Below are 18,326 nucleotides of genomic sequence, written 5' to 3'. Positions count from 1 at the left end.
TGGGCATGTAGTTGGCCTGCAGTTGGCTTAGTCCGTCTTCATCGTCGTCCGCCGTTTTACCGATATGAACCAAATGAACTCGAGTGATTTCGAAGCCCTTCTTTCGGCGCAGCGTAGCGCCATGACCCGAGATATCCCGACTTCGGGCGCCGTGTCCAATGACACGCCCACGCTCACGAAAGCCGAACTGGCCGAGATGCTGTTCGACCACGTCGGCTTGAACAAGCGCGAAGCGAAAGACATGGTCGAAGCCTTCTTCGAAGTCATTCGCGACGCGCTCGAAAGCGGCGATAGCGTCAAACTCTCCGGCTTTGGCAACTTCCAGTTGCGCGACAAGCCGCAGCGTCCGGGACGCAATCCGAAGACTGGCGAAGCCATTCCTATCGCGGCACGGCGTGTCGTCACATTTCATGCAAGTCAGAAGTTGAAGGCGCTGGTGGAAACGGGAGCGGAGTCAGGTCTCACGCGTTGAATTCGCTCATGCGCTGAACATCGCGCGAATCGCTTTTGCTTGCCGTGCTTCATCGACATCACTCACCAAGATGGTTGATCGACGATGGAAAAAGTCGTCTTGCCTCCGATCCCGGCCAAGCGTTATTTCACGATTGGCGAAGTCAGCGAGCTGTGCGGTGTCAAGCCGCACGTGCTGCGCTATTGGGAGCAGGAGTTTACGCAGCTGAGGCCGGTCAAGCGGCGCGGCAATCGGCGCTACTATCAGCATCATGAAGTGCTGCTGATCCGGCGGATTCGCGAACTGCTATACGAGCAGGGATTCACCATCAACGGCGCGCGTAATCGGCTTGATTCGCAAGGCCGCCCGATCAGCGATGACGCCGAAGCCGAAGATATCGAGGGCGTAGCGGCTGCGCCTTCAGCGGGCGTCGATGTCGATCAGTTGCGCAAGGAGATCACGCAGGTGATCGATTTGCTCGGTGGCTGAATGCCGCTGGTCTTGTAGGAATGACCAATGCCGCGACGGACTCGCGGCATTTTTTTGGTCTGTGTGCATTGCGTTCCGAGTGCGACTGCGCGAGGAACATGGGCTGTATGGTGCCGGTCTACCCACGCAATGGCGAATCACAAAGCATGGGTTGAATCTATCAGCCGACGGTCAAGTTCGCGCTTGGCGCCTCTACACCAACCGACCAGTACACAAGGCTCGGCCCCATACCCATAGGCGGATAGATACGCCAGTCATCAGGTCCGTGATGGAAGAAGTACAGCGCAAAGCGCCCGCCATTCTTGTATGCGCTCACACATACATAGCGGCTCCCGCCCAGATAGATGCGGCCGAACCGTGTAACGCGCGCGGATGACACCGAAACGAACCATCTTGCGACTTCGAGACGCAAGCTGGAAGTTCGGGCTGAAAGCGGTTGCCTTTGAACGACAGGCGCTAGAGCAAGCGAAGGCATCAGGCGGCGTTCCTTATACGTCACTTTAAGATTAGAGCTTAAGGGCCTGAGTTACAAGTGCTTTTTGTGCCTTTTAAGTCTGAATAAAAGCGGGCAATTGCTTTAGGGAGACGATACTTTCTTGTTTGTGATCTGCAGTGAAAACCGACGAATCCAAGCGCTTCGGAACAAACTCCAGACGGTTTCGGCGAGCATACCGCAAACGTTTGCTTTGCGAACTACTTTTCAGCGTGCAGAGTCATGCGCAATTGAGAAAAGCAGCGATTAGCTTTCACGTGCTGTGAAGCAAGCGGTGCCATACCGCTTCGGAAAGTCTGATTAGGGCGACAGTATTGTCAAATGCGTCGACTGTTCTTCGTTATCCATACGCCGCAGGAATCGCGATGCATCGACCGGACAAAATAGCGCTTCTGTGCGGACTAACGGCGGATGAGTCCGTCGAGCTTCTAATCGCCGGTTCGGTGCCTTGCATTTTTATGCGGTGAGCGGGTCGCTGAGCGTCGCGTCAAAATCGCGTTAAGGCAGGCACGGCCAATCATCGCGAACGCCGCGAGTTCAGTGTTTTTTGCATTGCATGCAGCGCGCAAACCTATCTGAACGTTTTAGCGCGCGCATTTTCGCGTATGAACTTCGGCATGGCGACTGCCGCCCATTTTTCTGCACACGTGCGGGAGAGCACGGTCAGAAGAGGATAAGCAACTCTCGGGTTTCGCACGACGAGTCGGCCCATCTCGAGCAGCACGGCAATTCTCTGGCGGCGATGCATTCGTAAAGTCCAGGATGTGCGACGGTGGTCCTTGCCCGACGGTCGATTGACGAAGGACGATATTCGCTGAGCAAGAGGCTTCATCACTACAGGCGCCTGGCGCCGAGTGACCATTGCATTACGACGCCGCTTGAAATCGCTAGATCAGCTCTGTTGAGCAAGACGGCACTGTCGACTGACTACCTGATGTGCGGCGTCGATAGCTTCCAGGAACTGTTGCATGCCGGCCTGACGTGCCTCGCCATTGGCGATGAATTGCAAGGCTTCAAGGGCATCCACTTGCAGCAGATGGCCGGACGTGTTCGCCAGGTCTTTGATTTCAGCGTGCTTGCGTTCTAGTTCCTCAAGCACGGCTTTGGGCCAAGGCCGTTCAGGATCAGTCTGATACATGACTCGGAACACAACGCCCGAAAGATCGGCGAGCGTTCCGAGCACTTCACGATAGACATGTGCGAGTGCATCCGCTGTCACCTCCGGCTTCTTGTCTCGACGCCCGAGATAGTGGAGGCTGGCGGTGGCACCGCGGACGACAACTGAGAGAATGGCTGACACGGCACGCCCCGATTTTTTATCTAATGATGATGATCGGAATATGAGGCAGTCTGGTTAGAAGTTGAGTGCGCCACTTAACGAAACGCCGCAATCAGCGTCAGGCCTGTCGAAAGTTTGGCGTGATTTGCATGATACTCGCGTGCCTCGCGGTCTTTCAGGTGGCGATCAAGGTGCAACGGCAAACACTGCGTGTGCCTAACAATCGTGGCCGCTCGAACTGATCCGATGATTTGTCGATAGATTGCGCGAAGAAGCGGTTGTCCGCATCGAAGCGCCTGGGTCAAATGATTTTTGGCAGTAGGATCTGCTCGGCGATAACGGGCAAGGCGATTCCGCACAAGAGAGTACAGCTAGGATGGGCAAAGCGTCGATGCCGCAAGCGGAGCCAGTATCGGACACGCCTATAGGAGTTTTGTAGAGAGGGCAGTGCGGCTTCATCACCCATGGTCCTTCAGAGACACATTCCCATCGTTGAACGAGAAGCAAATGAACAAGACGCCAAACGAATCCGCCATCCGTCAAACCGAATTCTCAAACAGCATTAGAAAATCATTTATATCTGTGCTTTTCATCAAGAGCGGATTCAACGTCTCCGGATTGTGTTCCCACCAACGTGAGTCGAGTAATCGGGCTATCACGTCTGGCTCGAAGCGATAACGCAGAACGCGCTGCGGATTACCGACGACTATCGCGTAAGCAGGAACATCTTTGCTGATCGTGGCGCCCGCCCCGATGATCGCTCCGGTGTGGATCGTAACGCCTGAAACGATGGTGGTGTTTGCGCCGACCCAGACATCGTTGCCAATGACGACGTCTCCCTTCCATCTATTGGAAGCATTTATTTGATGCAGCGTCGTGTTCGTAGACAACGAAAGCTTCGGATGCTCGCCGCCTAACACGAATGTTGCTCCCTGAGCAATTGAGCAGTAATTCCCAACCTCAAATGCACACGGAGCCCCCCAGTAATAAACGGTTGGTCGGTTTATATGACTGTGGTTACCGACCGCGACTCTGATTTCCTGAACTGGGAAAAAGAACCGTCCGTCAGTCACTTCCGGTGGCGGTTACGGAACCTCGACTGCCGGTTGCGGGGCCTTTCTCGAAAAAAATTTAGATAGCGGCTTCATGCTTCATCACCTGTCTCGCGCGCTGGGGCCGTTGTGAAAGTCGTCGTTGTCAAGCCGATTAGCCGGACGGCGCTGTGCACACGAATCCTTCGTATCCACACTGTTGGCCCGTGCTACAAGACACTTGAGCTTGGCTCGTGGCGCTACCACGAGCCGCCATCACGCAGGCAGGCATGATAGCAAGCGGGGCGAAATGACTTTGGATTCGTTGATGTGTGAGACAGAGCCGATCTTCCTCTCGCCATGACGAAGCCCGCTGCAAAGCGTGAACGGTTCCTCGCTATTGCGGGCGAAAGTATCTGACGGTCGGTGGCGCACAAAACGATGCTGCGGAAGCGGCGCGGCGGAAGGTAAAGAGGCGTCTCACGCCTGGCTGGACGCGGAAGTGCGCAGGCATCCGACTATGAAACCGCTCATCCCGCTGCTAGTTATCAAATATGAGTTCTTCGAGGTTGATGGCTATCAGCCAGCTCGGGGGAGACTACGAACGCAGCGACTTGCTGATCTTCCGTCGCCCAACACAACGACTAGCCTTAAAGTTCGGAGGCCCGGGCCAGTGCAAGCGTGTCGATGTACTCGCGAATGCTCGCGACTTTGCCATTGCGAACGATGATGGCAAAGATCCAGTGGTCTTCGAAGGTCTTGTTCGTGGCTTTGATTCGGCCCGTCGCGAAGCCGACGACCAGAACCCGGTCACCCTGAGCAACGAATTCGGGCGGGGCGGGGTAGGACGTATCCACCATCTCGGAAGCCTTCTGCAACAGGTTCGCCAAGTCCGCGTGCCCACGGTGGGTGCCGGCCAGCGCCCACTCGCCCGGAACGATCCACTCGATGTCCTCTGCGGAAATGGCCAGCAAAGCTTGCTTATCGCCGCTGCCCAGCGCGGCAAAGAAATCCTTCACGACCTGGACGTTCGCTTGTGTGCTCATCGGTATCTCTCCATGTTCGTGACACAGGCCCGCAACTGAAACAGGTCGCGCCCTTACGTCGGACGGCCTCTGCTCAGCGATGTGCCGCGCGTTTCGCAGTCCAACACGCGGCACTTAGGACCCACGCATTCCGCCGTCGACCGACAAGCCCACTGAAGGGGCACTGCGAACGACGTTAGCCAGAGCCGCCACAACACATTAAAGTTGCGCCAAGCCGCCGTCGACGGCCACCTCGCTGGCGGTCATGAAGCTGCTGTCCGACGACGCGAGAAAGGCAGCCACCGCTCCGATCTCGGCCGGATCGGCCATGCGCTGAAGCGGAGTCATCGAGGCGAAAATCTTCTGGCCTTCCTCGCCCAGCGCTTCCTTCGCGAGTTCGGTTGCCGTCGCCCCGGGTGACAACACGTTCACACGGATGCCGGTGCCTTTCAGGTCCTCCGCCCACGTTCGCGCGAGGTTGCGCACGGCCGCCTTGCTCGCGCTGTAGGCGCTCATTCCAGGAGCGCCCGTAGTGCCGGCGCTCGATCCGGTCAGGATGATCGAACCGCCATCGCGCATCAGCGGCAACGCCTTCTGGACCGTGAAGATCGAACCCTTCACATTGGTGTCGAAGGCTTCGTCGATGTGCTCGGCGGTGATCTTGCCGAGCGCTAGCTGGCTTCCCGCGCCAGCATTCGCAAAGACGATATCGAGGGTCCCGCGCTCGTCCTTCACCGCTGCATAAAGTCGGTCGAGGTCGGCCTCATCCGAGACCGAGCCCTTTACCGCACGGGCATTGGGCCCGAGGTCGGCCACGGCATCGTCGAGTGCGTCTTGCCGACGGCCGAAGATGAAGACGAAAGCGCCTTCCTCGATGAAGCGCTTCGCTGCCGCGCGGCCAATGCCCGTGGCACCACCGGTGATGACAGCCGTCTTTCCGTTAAGTCTGGTCATGTCGTGCATCCTTCTTTCAAGTTGTACGGAAGCAGGAATCGCTTGCTTGAAACAAGTATGCAGTTGGACTAACCTAAGAACAAGTATGCACCTTTTGGTAACCACGAAATGACCGACTGTTCTCCGACCTGCGGTGGCCGCTACTCTTACGGGCTAGCCGCGACCCTCAGCATCATCGCGGGCAAATGGAAGCCACTGATCTTGTACTTCCTGCTCGACGGCCCGAAGCGCTACGGCGAACTCAAGCGCAATGTCCACGGCGTCAGCGCCAAGGTGCTGATCCAGCAATTGAAGGAACTCGAAGCCGATCGCGTCCTCGCGCGGACCGACTATCAGGAGGTGCCGCCGCGCGTGGACTACACGCTGACGCCGCTTGGTCGAAGCCTGGCCGACAAGATCGTCCCGCTGTGCACTTGGGGAACCGAGAATATGGCCGAAATGGTGAACATGCTCGCTGAGCGCGACAGGTTGAGATAAAAGACAGCCGACATCCACGTTCAACGCTATCAAAACGTGCCCGCGCTGTTTTCGCCACTCAAAGAGCAGGGAAGTAGTGGCCATTGTCGAGGTCCTCTATCAGGCCGGGCTGGGCAGGCTTCCAGCCGAGAGCCTGACGCGTGATGAGATTGGACGCCGGAAGGTCCAGCGTGACCAGGTTTGTCAGGAAGCCAAAATATCCCGGCAGCATCAGCACATCGATGGGAATGCTCACGGCCGGCAGGCCCAGGCGGCTGCCGATGGCCTCGGCGATCTCGCGCAAAGCGACGCCTTCGCCCTCGATGCCGTGCCAACTTTTGCCAGCCGGACCTTTCTCCAGCGCGAGACGGAACAAGGTGGCGAGGTCGCGGCCATGCACGGCCGGCCACAAGTTTGCGCCGTCTCCCGGATAACCGATGACGCCCTTGTCCTTTGCGAGCGCAATCAGCAACGGGAGGAAGCCGGCATCGCTCGTGCTGTGCGCGATGGGAGGAATCCGCACGACCGAAGACCGCACGCCCCGCTGCGCGAGTGCTATCACGGCGAGCTCCACGACGTTACGAACTCGCAGCGTTCCTTTGTATGCATCGCCGGCCGGAAGGGCAGGGTCGTCCTCGCTGACGGGCCGGCCGAGGCTTTCCCATCCGGGTGAGCCGATGCTCGCCGACACGACCAGCGGCTTGCCGGTTCCGGCCAGTGCGTCGCCATACGCAAGCATGATCTTGAGTTCCGCGGCGGCCACGGCATCGAGCCCGCCAGAGGGAAGCAGGTCTTGTCTATGCGCGACATGGATGACACCGTCTGACTCCGACGCCGCGGCCTTCAGTTCACTGAGATCGGAGATATCGCCGCGACGCACCTTTGCGCCGAGCGCGGACATCGCCGCCGCGGATTTGTCCGACCTGGCGAGGCCGGTTACCTCGTGGCCGGCGGCGATGAGCTCGGGAATGATGTACGAACCGATATGGCCGGTCCCGCCCGTGACGAAAACGTGCATGTTATCGCTCCCTCCAGAAGATGTGATGCGAGATGTCGTGGCGCTGGTGCAATCAGCCGAACAGGCTGACGCCGATTGAGAAGTTGGCGTGCTTGACGGAGTGAGTGAGCAGTCCCAGCGACAGCAGGCTGACGTGCTCCAGCGTCTTCGCCATGAGCAGCGGCCCGGTATCCATCGGGCGCAGTCCGAGGCTCGCGACGAATGCCGAGACGCGTGCTTTCGCTTGTGCGTCGTCCCCAGCGATGAACACGTCGAACAGGCGGCCCTCTACTGGATCGGCAGCCAGGACGTGAGAAAACAGGGTGTTGAACGCCTTGACGATTTTCGCGTCGGTAGGCGCGGCCTTGGCGATCTCCCGCGCGCCGAAGCTGTCGCCCGGAGTCACGAAGCTCACGTGATCGGAGGCAATGGGATTGGTGATGTCCACGAGAACCTTGCCTGCAAGCTCGTTCCCGTATTGCTTCACCACATCGAGAACGGCTGGGTAGGGAAGCGCCAGGATGACCACGTCCCCGGCCGGGGCGACGCCGAACGTTCCTGTCGTCGCGTTGGCTCCAAACTCTTCGGCAAGCGCCCGCGCCTTGGCAGCGTCGCGACTCATTACCTCGACTGTGTGTCCCGCCTTGGCGGCAAGGCCGCCGATCGCTGCGGCCATGCCGCCTGTGCCAATGATGCTGATCGTGCTCATGCAGTCTCCTGGTGAGTTGGGTGGTGCTCGTAACCACTAGCAACCATCCTATTCACATAACTTGCAAAAAACAAGTAAACGAGGAAATTTACTTGCTTCATGCAAGCGATGTTATTATTTGGCCATGAAGACGACATCCAAAGAAGACCTTCGATCCCATTGCGCGGTGAACTACGGCGTGGAGATCTTTGGCGACCGGTGGTCGCTCTTGATCATTCGCGACATCGTTTTTGTTGGCAAGAAGACGTATGGCGAGTTTCTGAGATCGGAAGAGGGAATCGCGACCAATGTCCTTGCGTCCCGCCTTGCGTTTCTTGAGGAGCAAGGAATTCTCTCGAGGGCGCCCAGCCCCGACGATGGGCGCCGTGACTTCTACACGCTGACCGAGAAGGGCTTGGACCTCATCCCTGTCGTGCTGAACATCGTCCTATGGAGCGCGAAGTACGATTCAAAGTCGTACGTTCGGCGAAGTAAGGCTTTCATTGCCCGATTAAGGCAAAGTCCCCTACTGGTGAGCGAAGAGGTGAAGACGCTGGTTCGGAATGGCGGATGTATGTTTCCGGAGAGCAAGGAATAGACAGGACGGCAGGCATACCGTGCTACGTCCATAAACGATCCGCGCATGGCTAGCCGAGAGGTGCGGCGAATAGCGGCCCGATGTCGAGAACGGTTCTGGAGACCGTGACTGAGGTTCAGCGGCCTGAGCGGGCGAAAAGTCGCGCCGGCTTCGGTTCCATTCCGTACGCGGTCTAAGACAATAGGGCGAGCGCGATAACGGATGAAAAGAAAGCGCGACCACTACATCGACGCCCTTCAGTCCGCCGTAGCACACGCCACGCGCGCGCAAGACGAGATGACGATTCAGCCGCGCAGAAGTTTCATCTTGACTGTACGCAACGCGCTTCGGCGGCGTTCTTTTGGAAGCCGTCAGAACTGCTACTTCCGCCATGACATACAAATGAGAAAGCCCGCGTAATCAAAAGATTACGCGGGCTTAATTTGGTCGGGGCGAGAGGATTTGAACCTCCGACCACCTGCACCCCATGCGGGAACTCACTCGCCGCAAAGGCTCTGAATTAAAGGCCGCGATCATACCACGCCTAACAGATGCTCAAAGATTAATCGGCTTGAAACCCGCATGCAGCCTAGTTCCCTGTTTCCGTATTAGGCGCATTCCAAGGCAGTGCGACGTCCATTTCCGAGCGTTCGGCGATGACCTCCTTAATGTAGATTTCGCTCGTTCGGCCGCTGGTATGCGCGAGCCGCGTCTGGATCTGCTTCTTGTCCTTGCCCTGGCGCGCCGCGTCTGTCGCACCGAGCGCGCGCAGGTCCTTGAACACGACGTCGTCTGTGATCTGGGCGCGCTCCTTCGCGCGGCGCCACATCGAGTGCAGGCCGGTCTTCGTGTACGGCGTGCCCTTCGTCGACGGGAAGAGGTAGGGGCTGATGATCTTGTACTTCCGCTTGATCCCCTTCGCGCGCTCGATCACCGCGTCGATGGACGGCGTGATCGCGATGTCCACCATCTTCCCGCTCGACTTCGCCGTCTTCGTGGGTTTGAACCGGATAGCGCCGCCTTCGATCTGCGCGTCGCGGAGCATGCGCACGTCGATCGCGCGCTGCCAGCACAGATAGGCCATGTCGACGATGCACTGGAACATCGGCCCGGACTCGGTCGGCAGACCATCCTTTCCGGTCAGCGCGGCTTCGCGGATCTTCGCGATGACGTCGTGCGTCGGCAAAACCTCGCGCCGCTGCGTTTCATAGTCGGACAGGTCCAGCTGGTCGCACGGGTTGTCGTCGCGCAGGCCCATCTCGCTGATCGCCATCTTGAACATCTTGCGCAGCACGTTCACGTACTTCTGCGCCGTGTTGTGCTTCTCCGCGAAGTACTTCCTGAGGAACACGGTGATCGTCCTGGCCTTCACGTCGGCGACGGTGAACTCCTCGAACTTCTCGGCGATGAAGTCGGCCATGCGCTCGTATTCCTTGCGCACGGCGGGCGTGTAGCGCGCCAGCTTGCGCTGCTTCCATTCCTCGCACAGGTTCGGCATCGTTCCGCTGACGAGCTTCTTCTCCTTCATGAGGAAACCGAGGCGCTCGTACATGACCGCTTCGCCTTCCTCGAATCCGCACAGGCGAATCCAGCGTTGCTCCTTCTGCGTCCACGGGTTCCGCATCGGCTCCGGCGCGAAGAAATAGAACGCGCCGTGATTGACGATGACGCGGCGGGGCAGACCGCGGTGATGTTTTCTTCTGCGGTTCATTTGACGCGTGGCTCGCGCCGGATCGTTGCGGTGGGGATCTGCGCCGGCGCGATGCAGTGCATGCGCATGACGAGCACGGAGTTGTCGGGGCGGCGGCGCGCGGGGATGCCCAGCGACTTGAGCATCTCCATCTGCTTCGAGGGGCGCTTATAGCCCGTGATGCGCGCGAGCTCGTCCTCCGTCAGTTCAAGCGGCGATTCAAGTACTGCTGCCATCGTTGCTCTCCCCCTGAGCGATATGGGGCGGGATTTGGCTTGCCAAAAAGTGAATCTCGGCCCGAGCCTCGCACTTCAAGGCTTCGCGCTTCGCTTTCAGCGCCTCAGCCTTTGCTGCCTTTTTGGCAGCGCGTTGCTCAATTGTCATCGCCTTGCGCGGCATGATCGAATCCTCGACTTCCTAATAAGTACAACTACTTGGTTAAGAGGCCAACGCGACGTAAAACGAATAAAGCGGCGGCCTACCAAATCGTGATGTGTGATTACACCTTGACGAAGCGGTGATTATCGTCGAGGGTGTATAGCGTGTTCGGCTCCAAACCCTCTTCGCCGATGTAACCAACCTTCATTCGGTATCGCATCTCATAGAAGTCCCAGTACCAGATGCTGATCTGTCCTTTCTCGCCAGTGCTTGCCTTCCCGCCGAATCCCACCATGGCCGTCCCATGATTGCCAGCTCGTGCAGTTCCGCCATCACCTGCAATAGCTGTCCCGCGAACACCCGCGGTGGATTCACCACGAAAGCCCGTTGTCGCCGTTCCGCCATACCCCACAGTTGCAACTCCTCGATACCCAGCCATGGCTTTGCCGCCGTCGCCTGCAGTCGCACAACCCAAAGCGCCAACAAATACAGCACGGTGATCGCCGACCGCGCGATGGGCGCCGATGACAGGAAGTTCACGGGCGCATGGATCGTTATCGAGCAAATAGTCAGCAGCGCCCTTGCTCGTGCCGACGAATACAACTTTGCCGCGTGGAAACTTGCAGAAACCATCGAGCTCGATGATGTCGTCCGTATCTACCTCGATGACGAGCCACTTTGCTGTCGGCTCGATGTAGCCGCCGATCGCATGATCTCCGTGGCCATGAAGCCATCCGTGCAAACCTGCGCCGCACCGATGCGTTGGTTGCCAATCGGGCGCTTCAGCTACTTCGCCTGCACGCGGCCATTTGAAGCCATGCCCAGATGACATGTCCTCTCGGCAAGCGCGCAGAACCAAGGATTTGCGCTTGCGGTGCTCCTGCGGCGGGATCGGTCTGAATGCAAATCCGACGCGGGCGTTGGGTCGCTTCAAAAGTTGCGGCGCAGGGAAGAGTGTTTCGATCATTGCTTGCTCCGATTAGTACAACGTAATTCGAAGTTCTGGTGCGTCCGAGAAGACTTCAAGGCTCGATCCCAAGAGTGCTCCAGCCGCCGCTGCCACGCGGAGATGCTAGACGAACTTGCATGCAGGCGCGTGCGTGCCAGTGCTGTATAAGCGTTATGCGTACAAAGAAAAGCTGAACCGACCAGAGAATACCCCAAAGGGAATGATCAGTGCAATACCCTAGGGTAAATTTTGGTTTGTGTACGGGCGTTTGCATCGCGCGGCAACGAGCGGGCGCGGGATCTGAGGGCGTGCGGCGAGAATAAAGGGGAGCAATGCTCCGCTTTTGGCGCTTTCCTAGTAGCGGACCACTTTTGACTTCACGACGCCACAGATTGTGGCGTTGTTATGCACTTCGATAATCCGCGTTGGCCAGTCAGGATTAAGTGCTCTGAGGTATTGCTTGCCGCCCTCAAGCACAAGCTGCTTAAAGGTTGCCTCCGATTCATCATCAAGGCGTACAACAACCAATGACCCGGAGTGGGCGCAGCATTGCGGCTCAACAAGGATCAGATCGTTTTCGTTGAAGGAGGGCTCGCCTGTGGGGTTGAACATGCTTAACCCTTTGACACGGAGGAAATAAGCATTCTTGGAGGTGGCGATCGGCGAGAGCAACCAATCTTCCGCGTCGCCAACAGCTAAATCATCCACAAACGACTCCCAAGCGCCAGCCTGGACCCAAGAGATCAATGGCACCTTGCCCCGGATGTCTGGACCCGCCTCAATGTTACGCTCGACGAGCTTACTATCTGTCGCAAACGTTTGGCTACCCCACTCCAGCCTCGCCTTTTCACGTCGATCATCTTTCGAAGCGGCACCAGTGACACCGGGCAGTTGCTCCGAATCAAACGTGCCTCGCTTCCAACCAAACGCTTCTTCTATCTGATCGACCATCGCCTCACCAATGCGTTTCCGGCCATTTCGGTCCTCTGGCCACAGCATTCTCGTAACGTAGGAATCAGATTTCCCGAGTTTCTTCGCGAGTCCAGTTGCAGTACCACCGCAAAAACGGTCGCGGATTTCGATAAGGCGGAGTCGCCTTCGCTCAAATTTGTTCATTGGATCATTTCAGCCTAATGTTACTCTCAGGTAAATTCCCCTTAGGTATTGACGAGATTCTTACCCAAGGGTATCGTCGGGGTCATGGAAGCCCTGCGCGCATATCTCAACTCTAAGTCTCCCCAAGAGCAGGCGGAGTTCGCTCGACGCTGCAACACAACCATTGGATATCTGCGTAAAGCGATCAGCGCAAAGGCCGAATTCGACGTTCAGCTGTGCATCAACATCGAAGAACAGAGCAATGGTGTGGTGCGGTGCGAAGATCTGCGGCCCGCGGTTCGCTGGTCATTTCTACGGAATTCAAGTCGATGCCTGGCGCTCGAGTCGCCTATTTACAGGAACTGCAATGTCACGGAGAAGTATGGCTAGCGCTTTGGCTTTTCGATGCAACTTTTCCTTCACCCGGCCGAAAGGGACCGCAATCGTAATGATTGAAGCATCCCTCAGCGGTCGCTCGTCAAACGGCCGCGTCGTTGTCGACGGTCAGCTCATTCCCGGCGTCAAATCCGTCAAAACTTCGTTGATACCTAAGCATAAACAGGGAATGACGTCTTATTGTCGTTCGATTGAGTCACAGAGTCTCCGGCTCAAAAGCTGTGTCATGTTGCGAAAGCGTGATGCCAGGGGCTTAAGCCCCGCCTTACAAAGAGGAAACCAAGAATGCACATCGAGCGGCACCAGCAGATGCTTAGAAATGCAACCCGCGAAACACTCGGAGCGGTTATCACGCAGATGAAGTAGGAACGTCGCGAGGCCTTCCAGATTGAAACCGGCGCGAACGAAATGCTGTCGCAACGGCGCTTTGCCTATGAACCAGCAACGCCACTGCCGATGGCGGGCTTCAACGTGACACGCAAAGACGCAGCAGAGGCAATACAGGAAAGTATGCGCAAAGCGCCGGAGCGGTCGGTTAAACGATAGGGCGGAAGGAGCGCAGTCGTTGAGTGATTCTTTGTGTGTTAGTACAACTATTAAAGATTTACCGGGCGCCGTTGCTGATCCTTGCGGCGACAAATCATGCGTTCGTAACTTCTTTAGCGGTGAGATCTGATGGATACGACCGATGGCAAAGAACTCGATTGATGCATACGGCGCGTCGGGGAAGACAAACCTGCTGTTCTTCGACCCCGACAAGCTGGTGCTGGTGACGGATACGGCTTCGCCGCTGTATGACCCGCGCGTTGATCTGCCGGTGAACGAGGATCTCGCTCGGAACATCGATTTCCAGGGTGTGCTTCAGCCGATCTCAGTGATGAAGAACACCGAGACGGGCGAAACGGAAGTTGCGGTTGGGCGACAACGCGTTAAGGCGGCGCGCCTGGCGAATGAATGGCGGCGTGCGCGCGGCGAACCGCTGCTCCAGGTCCCCGGGCAAGTCCATCGAGGCGAGAGGCGCACGGCGCTGACCGCGATCATCAGCGAGAACGAGCTCCGGGAGGCAGACACCCCTCTTGGCCGCGCAGAGAAGATGCGCCGCGTGATGGCCTTCGGCTATAGCGAGGCAGAGCTCGCGACGATCTTTGGCTGTTCGGCGGCCACGGTACGGGCAACGCTCGCACTGCTCGAATGTTGCGCTGATGTTCGCAAAGCGATCGAAAGCGCGCGCATCAACGTCACTCACGCCCGTCACCTTTCGAAACTCCCACCGGCGCAGCAGCGCGAGAAGGTTCGGGAGCTAGTTGCTGCCGGCGCGAACGTCGCTGGTCATGCACGCGCCCGAGCGCAGCGCGAGGCGCTTGGCGAACGCACGCCCAGGATGCGAAGCCGCAAGGAAATTTTGAAGGAGTTGGGCGCGTCGTCGGGTGAACGTGCTGAGGCGTTGCGCTGGGTATTACAGACTACCGAGCAGGAGCATGGTGAATGGCGACATTGAAGGAAGGAGCTCAATTTATCGAGCTAGCAGAGGCGAAGGATCGTGACGATGCGGGAGCCGCGGAATCGCGAAAGATCTGTCTCAGCTGCGGAGCAAAGCAGAACGACGACGGCTCTCTGCCGTGCGGTCACGATAACGATCTGTAGGGTGACCAATGAGTAACGCTATCAAACATAGCCCGAGAGTTGACTTGGGCGTGGTCTTCCTCGCGGGCAAGCGGCAGCGCATGGAGCCCTATAAGACGCACGTCGAGACGGGCCGCGTTGAAGTTGGCGTTGGCGTGACGGATGACGAGCGGCAATACGCATTCAAGTACTGGAAATTCACCCCGAAAGGTTTCGAATGGATTGCCGGCAAGTGGATGGCGCGGCAGCTCGCTGAGCGTGACGCGCGGTGCGCGGAGGCTTAATGCGCATGCTCTCGACGTCCCAACCCTTCCGCGACGAAGGTCAGCACCAACATACTGAGCGAAACACCTTCGGGCTTTGCGAGCATTTCAGGCTTGGACGCTTCGCTTTCGGCAAACAGGTCATAACGAATACCTTTCCCCCGCGTCGCGTGTCCGGGGATCAATCGCATGAACAGGTGCTTCACATTCAGCGGAATTCGTTTCTGGCCTGCGTATCGCGATCGAAATTAGTCGCTTTTAGCCGCTTGAACAAAGCTGAGTCCGGTCACGTGCTTTGCAGATCCCGAAGCGCTTCCGGGTGCAGCGCAGCTACGCGCAACAAGGTTTGGGCGGCGCCTGTCGGTTTGCGCCGGCCTTGCTCCCACTCCTGCAACGTGCGCAGTGAGACGCCTATGAGCTTGGCGAATTCACTTTGCGATAGCCCGCTCTTGTCGCGAGCGATGGACGCTGTAGATGGTTCCACATGCGTAACGCGTGCTGCACGGCCTTCCTTCATTTCGCGTACAGCACGAAGCAACTTGTTCCCGAGCTCTTCGCCGGTCATTTCTTCATTCGGTTTCATCTTGAATCGATTCCTTAATGGCTTTAAGGGTGTGCGCAGGAATGTTGCCTCGCACGTTCTTGGCATAAATAACCAACAACCAAATTTCGCCGTTTTCGAGCCGGTTGTAGTAAATAACGCGGACACCGCCGCGTTTACCCATGCCGGGTCGTCCCCAGCGCACCTTTCGGCATCCACCCGAACCCGGAACAACGTCACCCGCCAAAGGATTTGCGGCAATCCACGCGCAAAACGCGCCACGTTCGTCTTCGCTCCACAAAGACCGAGCGTCTTCCATAAAAACATGTGTTTCGATAATCGTATGCATTGCGGCCATCATACGTCATTGACGTATCCGGCGCAAGACTTGTGTCGCTTGACCGCCACCGGCGCTGTTGCCTATACTTCGATCATCTCGGTAGACAACCGAGCTGCGGGCGTCGAAACCCGGTGTCACAAAGGCGGACGAGCCGCCGCGCAAGCGGCTTTTTTATCGTCCCTTCGTCTCTGCACGCCTCTTTCAATGGCGGGCCGGGCGGGGCCAGCTTCGGCTGGGCCGGTTTGCCTTTGTGGCCGGTTTTCGACCCCCGCTGTCGGGCCCGCCACCCCTCACGTCGAAATGAGCGGCGGGCCTTTGTCCCACACAAAGGAGCCCGCCATGCGTGCTAACGTCCGCGCTCGTCCTGAGCAAACGCAATTCCTTTCCTTCCAAAACTACCGCTTCGACGTTATCGACCGTGAGGGTCTGCGTTGGCTAAGGCTACCCCAGATTGGGGTAGCCTTGGGCTACGCCAATCCTCACAAGGTGCAGCAGGTATTCGAGCGCAACGCTGCCGAATTCACCGACAGCATGACCGCCGTTGTAACGCTCCCCACAGCGGGTGGCGATCAGCAGGTACGCATCTTCTCGCTACGCGGCGCGCACTTGCTGGGCATGCTCGCACGCACCTCAAAAGCCGCTGCATTTCGCCGGTGGGTATTGGATCTTCTTGAGCGTGAAGCTCAAACCGCTGAGTCGCCCCAAGCTCGACCGCTCGACAGTCGCTGGCTGATGTACTTCGACCACGACGGATGTCAGCGGATGCAGCCCGTGGCATCGGACGCGGTAGTGATCGCGCCTCATGCGCTCGCGAAGCTTATTGGTGAGCCGGGCGTGGTGTCGGTGCGCCTTCTTCCCGAAATCATCGCCTCTGCCGCGAGCCGGCTGCAGGCGATCGAGCGCGTCCGTCAGTCAGACGACTGTGCTCGCCATCGTAGGAGCGCCCAGCAATGAGTGGTTACGCATATCAATGGGCCAAACGTCAGCACGTCGGCGATTCAGCGGCCAAGACACTCTTGAAGACATATGCGCATTGGGCGGCCGAAGACTACACCACGTGGGTCACGAACGACGAGCTCGTGCTCGACACTGAGCTCGACGTCAAGACCATTCGGAAAGCGCGCGAGAAGCTCGTGTCGCTTGGTTTCCTGACTGAGACACCGCGTCGCATGGGCGGCACGAAAAGCATTGTCGTTTATCAGATGCTCGCTCCATCTGGCTCTGTTGTCGTTCAAGCGGTCGATCAGCGCACGGGGGATGCTATCTCGTTGAGTCCGCCGTCTGTGGAGGAGTTAGATGCTAAGCCCCTCCATAAACGGAGCCCCTCCAAATTTGGTACTGCTAAGGGGGACCAGAAACGGAGCCCCTCCAAATGTGGAGCCCCTCCAAATCCGGATGGAAGCCCCTCCACATTTCCCTCGAAGCCCCTCCACATTTCCCTCGAAGGGGTACCAAATGTGGAGGGCAAGAAGGGTTTAGAAGAGAAAGAGAAGAACTTAGATAAGCAACCTGCGCGACGTGCGTCGCGAGTTGCGTTGCATGAGCAGATCCGAAATCTCGAACTGCCGGACGAAATCACGCCGGCGGTCTGGGCGATGTGGTGCGAGCACCGAGAGGCGAAGCACAAGGACGCACCGTGGACGCGAGCGGCCGCTGCGCTTTCGGTCAAACGTTTGCTTTCGCTCGCAGCGGGCGGCCAGTTGCCCGAGGTGACAGTCGAGGAGGCTGTGCTTCGTGGCTGGACAGGGCTTTTCCCCGTGAAAGCTGAGACGGGGGCGTCATCGCCGCCTGGCGGCGCGAGGACGATCGTTGCGGACTGGTGGCGCACGTCGAGCGGCATCGAGGCGCGTGGCGAGCAGCTTGGCGTGAAACAGGGCGATGGCGAAACGTTCATGCGCTTCAAGGCCCGCGTGTTCAAGGCCGCCGGCCCAGGCGGATGGATGGAGGACATGCTGCGCACGGTCGGCCGCGAAAGCGAGGAGCACTACGAGGCGCTGTACGCCTACTTCAACGACATCCCGCGAGATCGACACGGCAACACGGAGGCGGCATGAGCAAGCGTAGCTCGAACCGCGCCGCCTCGAATCAGCAAGGCGACCTGCTCGGTACAGAACTCGGTGCGAAGGACTGCCAAACCTGCCGATACGCGGTCAAGACGCCGGGCCTTGAGCCCATGCATCGCCTTGGCTTTGCGAATTGCGCACTGCTGCCCGACTGGCAATACGTGTCCAGCGTATCGACCTGTCGTTTCAACCCTGTTCGTTGGAGTCAAAATTCATGAACGCTCAAAAGCTCGCCCGCGCCGTCCTGTTCGACGTGTTACTCGTCATCTGCCTATACCTGTGGGTCGAGGGCGGTCACGCGCTCGCACGGGATGTCGCCATCGCCTACCTCTGTGTCATCGCCGAAATCATGTGGATTGCGGCCTTACTCGTGTCCGCGAAGGATTACGAGCACGGCTATCCCGTGAATGCCTTCTACGATTTCGTGAGCACGATGGCGATCCTCGGCGTTCTGGTGTGGCAACGCGAATCCATCGTTGCGGCGCTGCTGGGCATCCCGTACTTCCTCACCTTGGCAAAGCGGGAGGTGGCGCAAGCATGGTGAAAAC

At 58.2% G+C, this 18,326-nt stretch carries 24 protein-coding genes; 10 read left to right on the top strand and 14 right to left on the bottom strand.

Going from position 1 to position 18,326, the window contains the following annotated elements; all coding sequences use genetic code 11:
- The first annotated feature begins 64 nt into the window (after positions 1 to 64).
- The gene (locus P9292_RS10365; RefSeq protein ID WP_244827703.1) at positions 65 to 472 is read left to right on the top strand and encodes an integration host factor subunit alpha; all 408 of its coding nucleotides are present in this window, start codon (positions 65 to 67) and stop codon (positions 470 to 472) included.
- A gap of 84 nt (positions 473 to 556) precedes the next feature.
- The gene (locus P9292_RS10360; protein WP_244827704.1) at positions 557 to 940 is read left to right on the top strand and encodes a MerR family transcriptional regulator; all 384 of its coding nucleotides are present in this window, start codon (positions 557 to 559) and stop codon (positions 938 to 940) included.
- A 1,385-nt stretch (positions 941 to 2,325) separates the two neighbouring features.
- On the opposite strand, the gene P9292_RS10355 is transcribed toward P9292_RS10360, so the two are convergent.
- The 4 genes from P9292_RS10355 to P9292_RS10340 all read right to left on the bottom strand — a co-directional run bounded on the left by P9292_RS10355 (position 2,326) and on the right by P9292_RS10340 (position 5,722).
- Positions 2,326 to 2,733, bottom strand: a complete 408-nt coding sequence (locus tag P9292_RS10355) for a hypothetical protein (RefSeq protein WP_309958784.1) — start codon at positions 2,731 to 2,733, stop codon at positions 2,326 to 2,328.
- Between the two features lie 518 nt (positions 2,734 to 3,251).
- Positions 3,252 to 3,632 (bottom strand): CatB-related O-acetyltransferase, encoded by a 381-nt coding sequence (locus P9292_RS10350; RefSeq protein ID WP_309958783.1) that lies wholly within the window; start codon positions 3,630 to 3,632, stop codon positions 3,252 to 3,254.
- 761 nt (positions 3,633 to 4,393) lie between these two features.
- Positions 4,394 to 4,789: a nuclear transport factor 2 family protein gene (locus tag P9292_RS10345; RefSeq protein WP_309842587.1), complete on the bottom strand. Its 396-nt coding sequence runs from the start codon at positions 4,787 to 4,789 to the stop codon at positions 4,394 to 4,396.
- Between the two features lie 198 nt (positions 4,790 to 4,987).
- On the bottom strand, positions 4,988 to 5,722 hold the full coding sequence (locus P9292_RS10340) for an SDR family NAD(P)-dependent oxidoreductase (RefSeq protein ID WP_250492282.1): 735 nt from the start codon (positions 5,720 to 5,722) through the stop codon (positions 4,988 to 4,990).
- A 108-nt stretch (positions 5,723 to 5,830) separates the two neighbouring features.
- On the opposite strand from P9292_RS10340, the gene P9292_RS10335 reads away from it, so the two are divergent.
- The gene (locus P9292_RS10335; RefSeq protein ID WP_250464428.1) at positions 5,831 to 6,199 is read left to right on the top strand and encodes a helix-turn-helix domain-containing protein; all 369 of its coding nucleotides are present in this window, start codon (positions 5,831 to 5,833) and stop codon (positions 6,197 to 6,199) included.
- 58 nt (positions 6,200 to 6,257) lie between these two features.
- Here the strand turns inward: P9292_RS10335 and P9292_RS10330 are convergent, their stop codons facing one another.
- A complete protein-coding gene (locus P9292_RS10330) occupies positions 6,258 to 7,196 on the bottom strand; it encodes an SDR family oxidoreductase (protein ID WP_309958782.1) in 939 nt (312 codons plus the stop codon).
- A gap of 52 nt (positions 7,197 to 7,248) precedes the next feature.
- Positions 7,249 to 7,884, bottom strand: a complete 636-nt coding sequence (locus P9292_RS10325; protein ID WP_250508901.1) for an NADPH-dependent F420 reductase — start codon at positions 7,882 to 7,884, stop codon at positions 7,249 to 7,251.
- Between the two features lie 124 nt (positions 7,885 to 8,008).
- Between P9292_RS10325 and P9292_RS10320 the strand changes: the two genes are divergently transcribed.
- Positions 8,009 to 8,461, top strand: coding sequence for a helix-turn-helix domain-containing protein (locus P9292_RS10320; RefSeq protein ID WP_244827711.1), 453 nt, complete (start codon positions 8,009 to 8,011; stop codon positions 8,459 to 8,461).
- Between the two features lie 568 nt (positions 8,462 to 9,029).
- On the opposite strand, the gene P9292_RS10315 is transcribed toward P9292_RS10320, so the two are convergent.
- From P9292_RS10315 to P9292_RS10295, 5 genes are all read right to left on the bottom strand, one after another.
- Positions 9,030 to 10,151, bottom strand: coding sequence for a tyrosine-type recombinase/integrase (locus tag P9292_RS10315; RefSeq protein ID WP_309958781.1), 1,122 nt, complete (start codon positions 10,149 to 10,151; stop codon positions 9,030 to 9,032).
- Positions 10,148 to 10,366, bottom strand: coding sequence for a DUF4224 domain-containing protein (locus P9292_RS10310; RefSeq protein WP_309842599.1), 219 nt, complete (start codon positions 10,364 to 10,366; stop codon positions 10,148 to 10,150). Before P9292_RS10310 ends, P9292_RS10315 begins: the two co-directional genes overlap by 4 nt.
- Positions 10,350 to 10,529, bottom strand: coding sequence for a hypothetical protein (locus tag P9292_RS10305; RefSeq protein ID WP_309842602.1), 180 nt, complete (start codon positions 10,527 to 10,529; stop codon positions 10,350 to 10,352). Before P9292_RS10305 ends, P9292_RS10310 begins: the two co-directional genes overlap by 17 nt.
- A gap of 100 nt (positions 10,530 to 10,629) precedes the next feature.
- Complete coding sequence (locus P9292_RS10300; RefSeq protein ID WP_309958780.1) at positions 10,630 to 11,475, bottom strand: hypothetical protein; 846 nt, start codon at positions 11,473 to 11,475, stop codon at positions 10,630 to 10,632.
- Between the two features lie 336 nt (positions 11,476 to 11,811).
- Complete coding sequence (locus P9292_RS10295) at positions 11,812 to 12,573, bottom strand: S24 family peptidase (protein WP_309958779.1); 762 nt, start codon at positions 12,571 to 12,573, stop codon at positions 11,812 to 11,814.
- 1,063 nt (positions 12,574 to 13,636) lie between these two features.
- On the opposite strand from P9292_RS10295, the gene P9292_RS10285 reads away from it, so the two are divergent.
- Both P9292_RS10285 and P9292_RS10280 read left to right on the top strand, forming a co-directional pair.
- Positions 13,637 to 14,446 (top strand): ParB N-terminal domain-containing protein, encoded by an 810-nt coding sequence (locus P9292_RS10285; protein WP_309854217.1) that lies wholly within the window; start codon positions 13,637 to 13,639, stop codon positions 14,444 to 14,446.
- 154 nt (positions 14,447 to 14,600) lie between these two features.
- A complete protein-coding gene (locus tag P9292_RS10280; RefSeq protein WP_309958778.1) occupies positions 14,601 to 14,855 on the top strand; it encodes a hypothetical protein in 255 nt (84 codons plus the stop codon).
- Here the strand turns inward: P9292_RS10280 and P9292_RS10275 are convergent.
- The 3 genes from P9292_RS10275 to P9292_RS10265 form a co-directional block, all read right to left on the bottom strand.
- Entirely contained in the window at positions 14,852 to 15,040 is a 189-nt protein-coding gene (locus P9292_RS10275) for a hypothetical protein (protein ID WP_309854211.1), read from the bottom strand. The genes P9292_RS10280 and P9292_RS10275 overlap by 4 nt on opposite strands.
- An 80-nt stretch (positions 15,041 to 15,120) precedes the next feature.
- The gene (locus tag P9292_RS10270) at positions 15,121 to 15,417 is read right to left on the bottom strand and encodes a helix-turn-helix domain-containing protein (RefSeq protein WP_309958777.1); all 297 of its coding nucleotides are present in this window, start codon (positions 15,415 to 15,417) and stop codon (positions 15,121 to 15,123) included.
- Positions 15,404 to 15,724 (bottom strand): transcriptional regulator, encoded by a 321-nt coding sequence (locus P9292_RS10265; protein WP_309854205.1) that lies wholly within the window; start codon positions 15,722 to 15,724, stop codon positions 15,404 to 15,406. The genes P9292_RS10270 and P9292_RS10265 overlap by 14 nt, the downstream gene beginning before the upstream one ends.
- Before the next feature lie 330 nt (positions 15,725 to 16,054).
- On the opposite strand from P9292_RS10265, the gene P9292_RS10260 reads away from it, so the two are divergent.
- Genes P9292_RS10260 through P9292_RS10245 form a run of 4 tightly spaced genes read left to right on the top strand, consistent with a single transcriptional unit; the run spans position 16,055 to position 18,322 of the window.
- Positions 16,055 to 16,669, top strand: a complete 615-nt coding sequence (locus P9292_RS10260; RefSeq protein WP_309958776.1) for a Bro-N domain-containing protein — start codon at positions 16,055 to 16,057, stop codon at positions 16,667 to 16,669.
- On the top strand, positions 16,666 to 17,769 hold the full coding sequence (locus P9292_RS10255; protein WP_309958775.1) for a helix-turn-helix domain-containing protein: 1,104 nt from the start codon (positions 16,666 to 16,668) through the stop codon (positions 17,767 to 17,769). The genes P9292_RS10260 and P9292_RS10255 overlap by 4 nt, the downstream gene beginning before the upstream one ends.
- Positions 17,766 to 17,996 (top strand): hypothetical protein, encoded by a 231-nt coding sequence (locus tag P9292_RS10250; protein ID WP_309854196.1) that lies wholly within the window; start codon positions 17,766 to 17,768, stop codon positions 17,994 to 17,996. The genes P9292_RS10255 and P9292_RS10250 overlap by 4 nt, the downstream gene beginning before the upstream one ends.
- Entirely contained in the window at positions 17,993 to 18,322 is a 330-nt protein-coding gene (locus P9292_RS10245) for a hypothetical protein (protein WP_309854193.1), read from the top strand. Before P9292_RS10250 ends, P9292_RS10245 begins: the two co-directional genes overlap by 4 nt.
- The last annotated feature ends 4 nt before the right edge of the window (positions 18,323 to 18,326 follow it).

Origin of the sequence: Caballeronia sp. LZ001 (genome assembly GCF_031450875.1) — a bacterium.
GTDB lineage: Bacteria > Pseudomonadota > Gammaproteobacteria > Burkholderiales > Burkholderiaceae > Caballeronia.
The sequence above is the reverse complement of the archived record's forward strand: the minus strand, read 5'-3'. Positions and strand labels throughout refer to the sequence as shown.

Bases quoted from the DNA above. Each gene is read 5' to 3' on its own strand.
- P9292_RS10315 (WP_309958781.1), bottom strand. From the start codon at position 10,151: ATGAACCGCAGAAGAAAACATCACCGCGGTCTGCCCCGCCGCGTCATC.
- P9292_RS10330 (WP_309958782.1), bottom strand. From the start codon at position 7,196: ATGCACGTTTTCGTCACGGGCGGGACCGGCCATATCGGTTCGTACATC.
- P9292_RS10285 (WP_309854217.1), top strand. From the start codon at position 13,637: ATGGCAAAGAACTCGATTGATGCATACGGCGCGTCGGGGAAGACAAAC.
- P9292_RS10245 (WP_309854193.1), top strand. From the start codon at position 17,993: ATGAACGCTCAAAAGCTCGCCCGCGCCGTCCTGTTCGACGTGTTACTC.
- P9292_RS10250 (WP_309854196.1), top strand. From the start codon at position 17,766: ATGAGCAAGCGTAGCTCGAACCGCGCCGCCTCGAATCAGCAAGGCGAC.
- P9292_RS10305 (WP_309842602.1), bottom strand. From the start codon at position 10,529: ATGCCGCGCAAGGCGATGACAATTGAGCAACGCGCTGCCAAAAAGGCA.
- P9292_RS10345 (WP_309842587.1), bottom strand. From the start codon at position 4,789: ATGAGCACACAAGCGAACGTCCAGGTCGTGAAGGATTTCTTTGCCGCG.
- P9292_RS10255 (WP_309958775.1), top strand. From the start codon at position 16,666: ATGAGTGGTTACGCATATCAATGGGCCAAACGTCAGCACGTCGGCGAT.
- P9292_RS10265 (WP_309854205.1), bottom strand. From the start codon at position 15,724: ATGCATACGATTATCGAAACACATGTTTTTATGGAAGACGCTCGGTCT.
- P9292_RS10360 (WP_244827704.1), top strand. From the start codon at position 557: ATGGAAAAAGTCGTCTTGCCTCCGATCCCGGCCAAGCGTTATTTCACG.
- P9292_RS10300 (WP_309958780.1), bottom strand. From the start codon at position 11,475: ATGATCGAAACACTCTTCCCTGCGCCGCAACTTTTGAAGCGACCCAAC.
- P9292_RS10365 (WP_244827703.1), top strand. From the start codon at position 65: ATGAACCAAATGAACTCGAGTGATTTCGAAGCCCTTCTTTCGGCGCAG.
- P9292_RS10320 (WP_244827711.1), top strand. From the start codon at position 8,009: ATGAAGACGACATCCAAAGAAGACCTTCGATCCCATTGCGCGGTGAAC.
- P9292_RS10270 (WP_309958777.1), bottom strand. From the start codon at position 15,417: ATGAAACCGAATGAAGAAATGACCGGCGAAGAGCTCGGGAACAAGTTG.
- P9292_RS10260 (WP_309958776.1), top strand. From the start codon at position 16,055: ATGCGTGCTAACGTCCGCGCTCGTCCTGAGCAAACGCAATTCCTTTCC.
- P9292_RS10280 (WP_309958778.1), top strand. From the start codon at position 14,601: ATGAGTAACGCTATCAAACATAGCCCGAGAGTTGACTTGGGCGTGGTC.
- P9292_RS10310 (WP_309842599.1), bottom strand. From the start codon at position 10,366: ATGGCAGCAGTACTTGAATCGCCGCTTGAACTGACGGAGGACGAGCTC.
- P9292_RS10335 (WP_250464428.1), top strand. From the start codon at position 5,831: ATGACCGACTGTTCTCCGACCTGCGGTGGCCGCTACTCTTACGGGCTA.
- P9292_RS10340 (WP_250492282.1), bottom strand. From the start codon at position 5,722: ATGACCAGACTTAACGGAAAGACGGCTGTCATCACCGGTGGTGCCACG.
- P9292_RS10295 (WP_309958779.1), bottom strand. From the start codon at position 12,573: ATGAACAAATTTGAGCGAAGGCGACTCCGCCTTATCGAAATCCGCGAC.
- P9292_RS10325 (WP_250508901.1), bottom strand. From the start codon at position 7,884: ATGAGCACGATCAGCATCATTGGCACAGGCGGCATGGCCGCAGCGATC.